Annotated in this window: 2 rRNA genes and 1 pseudogene; 2 read left to right on the forward strand and 1 reads right to left on the reverse strand. The window is 59.9% G+C overall.

What is annotated here, in order from left to right:
• Window positions 1-54: 54 nt before the first annotated feature.
• A 23S ribosomal RNA gene (locus RH94_RS20225) occupies window positions 55-3,173 on the forward strand.
• 105 nt (window positions 3,174-3,278) lie between these two features.
• Window positions 3,279-3,395, forward strand: a 5S ribosomal RNA gene (rrf, locus tag RH94_RS20230).
• Window positions 3,396-3,489: 94 nt separating this feature from the next.
• On the opposite strand, the pseudogene RH94_RS41475 reads toward rrf, so the two are convergent.
• A pseudogene (locus RH94_RS41475) lies at window positions 3,490-3,926 on the reverse strand (hypothetical protein); the annotation flags it as partial.

Raw genomic sequence — 3,926 nt, forward strand, 5'->3', positions numbered from 1 at the left:
GTGACGGGTGGCTGGTCGTTGTTTGAGAACTGCACAGTGGACGCGAGCATCTGTGGCCAAGTTTTTAAGGGCGCACGGTGGATGCCTTGGCACCAGGAACCGATGAAGGACGTGGGAGGCCGCGATAGTCCCCGGGGAGCCGTCAACCAGGCTGTGATCCGGGGGTTTCCGAATGGGGAAACCCGGCAGTCGTCATGGGCTGTCACCCTTGCCTGAACACATAGGGCAAGCGGAGGGAACGCGGGGAAGTGAAACATCTCAGTACCCGCAGGAAGAGAAAACAACCGTGATTCCGGGAGTAGTGGCGAGCGAAACCGGATGAGGCCAAACCGCAGGCGTGTGAGACCCGGCAGGGGTTGCGCGTGCGGGGTTGTGGGATCTCTTGTCTGTCGTCTGCCGGCGACAGGACGAGTCAGAAACCGTTGGCGTAGGCGAAGGACATGCGAAAGGTCCGGCGCAGAGGGTAAGACCCCCGTAGCCGAAACGTCAGCGGCTCGTTGGAGAGACACCCAAGTAGCACGGGGCCCGAGAAATCCCGTGTGAATCTGGCGGGACCACCCGCTAAGCCTAAATATTCCCTGGTGACCGATAGCGGAGAGTACCGTGAGGGAATGGTGAAAAGTACCCCGGGAGGGGAGTGAAATAGTACCTGAAACCGTGTGCCTACAAGCCGTGGGAGCGTCGGAGTGTGCTTGCGCACTCTCGTGACTGCGTGCCTTTTGAAGAATGAGCCTGCGAGTTTGCGGTGTGTTGCGAGGTTAACCCGGGTGGGGGAGCCGTAGCGAAAGCGAGTCCGAACAGGGCGTTTCAGTAGCACGCTCAAGACCCGAAGCGGAGTGATCTAGCCATGGGCAGGTTGAAGCGGAGGTAAGACTTCGTGGAGGACCGAACCCACCAGGGTTGAAAACCTGGGGGATGACCTGTGGTTAGGGGTGAAAGGCCAATCAAACTCCGTGATAGCTGGTTCTCCCCGAAATGCATTTAGGTGCAGCGTCGTGTGTTTCTTGCCGGAGGTAGAGCACTGGATAGGCGATGGGCCCTACCGGGTTACTGACCTTAGCCAAACTCCGAATGCCGGCAAGTGAGAGCGCGGCAGTGAGACCGTGGGGGATAAGCTCCATGGTCGAGAGGGAAACAGCCCAGAGCATCGACTAAGGCCCCCAAGCGTACGCTAAGTGGGAAAGGATGTGGAGTCGCTCAGACAACCAGGAGGTTGGCTTAGAAGCAGCCACCCTTGAAAGAGTGCGTAATAGCTCACTGGTCTAGTGATTCCGCGCCGACAATGTAGCGGGGCTCAAGCGTACCGCCGAAGTCGTGTCATTCGTACATGCAGGGCCAACGCCCGTACGGATGGGTAGGGGAGCGTCGTCTGCCGGGTGAAGCAGCCGCGGAAGCGAGTTGTGGACGGTTGACGAGTGAGAATGCAGGCATGAGTAGCGATTCACACGTGGGAAACGTGTGCGCCGATTGACTAAGGGTTCCTGGGTCAAGCTGATCTGCCCAGGGTAAGTCGGGACCTAAGGCGAGGCCGACAGGCGTAGTCGATGGATAACCGGTTGATATTCCGGTACCCGCTGTGACGCGATCAACATCGAGCATCGTGATGCTAAGGCCGTGAAGCCGTTCCGGACCCTTCGGGGGAAGGAAAGTGGTGGAGCCGCCGGCCCAAGCGGTTAGTAGGTGAGTGATGGGGTGACGCAGGAAGGTAGTCCAGCCCGGGCGGTGGTTGTCCCGGGGTAAGGGTGTAGCCCGAGTGGTAGGCAAATCCGCCACTCACCAGGGTGAGACCTGATGCCGAGCCGATTGTGGCGAAGTGGATGATCCTATGCTGTCGAGAAAAGCCTCTAGCGAGTTTCATGGCGGCCCGTACCCTAAACCGACTCAGGTGGTCAGGTAGAGAATACCGAGGCGTTCGGGTGAACTATGGTTAAGGAACTCGGCAAAATGCCCCCGTAACTTCGGGAGAAGGGGGGCCGCGCCCGGTGACGAGTCTTGCACTCCGAGCTGGGGGTGGCCGCAGAGACCAGCGAGAAGCGACTGTTTACTAAAAACACAGGTCCGTGCGAAGCCGTAAGGCGAGGTATACGGACTGACGCCTGCCCGGTGCTGGAACGTTAAGGGGACCGGTTAGCTCCATTTCGGTGGGGCGAAGCTGAGAACTTAAGCGCCAGTAAACGGCGGTGGTAACTATAACCATCCTAAGGTAGCGAAATTCCTTGTCGGGTAAGTTCCGACCTGCACGAATGGCGTAACGACTTCTCGGCTGTCTCAACCATAGGCCCGGTGAAATTGCACTACGAGTAAAGATGCTCGTTTCGCGCAGCAGGACGGAAAGACCCCGGGACCTTTACTACAGTTTGATATTGGTGTTCGGTTCGGCTTGTGTAGGATAGCTGGGAGACTGTGAAGTCCCAACGCCAGTTGGGGTGGAGTCGTCGTTGAAATACCAGTCTGGTCGTGCTGGATGTCTAACCTGGGTCCGTGATCCGGATCAGGGACAGTGTCTGATGGGTAGTTTAACTGGGGCGGTTGCCTCCTAAAGGGTAACGGAGGCGCCCAAAGGTTCCCTCAGCCTGGTTGGCAATCAGGTGGTGAGTGTAAGTGCACAAGGGAGCTTGACTGTGAGACCGACGGGTCGAGCAGGGACGAAAGTCGGGACTAGTGATCCGGCGGTGGCTTGTGGAAGCGCCGTCGCTCAACGGATAAAAGGTACCCCGGGGATAACAGGCTGATCTTCCCCAAGAGTCCATATCGACGGGATGGTTTGGCACCTCGATGTCGGCTCGTCGCATCCTGGGGCTGGAGTCGGTCCCAAGGGTTGGGCTGTTCGCCCATTAAAGCGGTACGCGAGCTGGGTTTAGAACGTCGTGAGACAGTTCGGTCCCTATCCGCTGCGCGCGCAGGAGTCTTGAGAAGGGCTGTCCCTAGTACGAGAGGACCGGGACGGACGAACCTCTGGTGTGCCAGTTGTTCTGCCAAGGGCATGGCTGGTTGGCTACGTTCGGGAGGGATAACCGCTGAAAGCATCTAAGCGGGAAGCCTGCTTCGAGATGAGGACTCCCACCCACTTGATGGGGTAAGGCTCCCAGTAGACGACTGGGTTGATAGGCCGGATCTGGAAGCGCCGCGAGGCGTGGAGGTGACCGGTACTAATAGGCCGAGGGCTTGTCCCCAGTTGCTCGCGTCCACTGTGTCAGTTCTGAGGCAACGAACGGTTGCCGGCTTTGAGTAGAACAGACAATTGAAGAGTGTGCTTGTTCGCTCGAAACCATTAGGGTTTCGGTGGTCATAGCGTGAGGGAAACGCCCGGTTACATTCCGAACCCGGAAGCTAAGCCTCACAGCGCCGATGGTACTGCAGGGGGGACCCTGTGGGAGAGTAGGACACCGCCGAACAATCTTTGGAGGACCCCTGGTCACCAGCGTTCAGCTGGGACCAGGGGTCCTTTCGTTTTCCCGTAGAAAAAGTACAGAAGTACAGAAGAAGGAGTCACCGATGTCCACCAACTCTCCCGACGAGCGTCCGGAGCGCGATCAGCGCCGCCGGGACGGTGGTGACCGCGGTGACCGTGGTGGCTACCGCCGGGACTTCCGCCGTGACGACGACCGCGGTCATGGCCGTCGTGACGACCGTGCTGGTTTCCGTCGCGACGACAGGTTCGAGCGCGGTGACCGCGGGGAGCGCGGCGGTTTCCGCCGGGACGACCGGCGGGATGGCGAGCGTGGGGGTCACGGTCGCCGTGATGACCGCGATCGTGACCGCGGCTTCCGCCGCGAGGGCGACCGTCCCGCCTTCCGGCGGGATGACCGGCGTGACGACCGGCGGGATGACCGTCCTGCCTCCCGCCGGGATGACCGGCGGGATGACCGTCCTGCCTTCCGTCGTGACGAGCGGCGGGATGACCGTCCTGCCTTCCGTCGTGACGA

Origin of the sequence: Streptomyces kebangsaanensis, assembly GCF_001906585.1 — a bacterium.
Classification (GTDB): domain Bacteria; phylum Actinomycetota; class Actinomycetes; order Streptomycetales; family Streptomycetaceae; genus Streptomyces; species Streptomyces kebangsaanensis.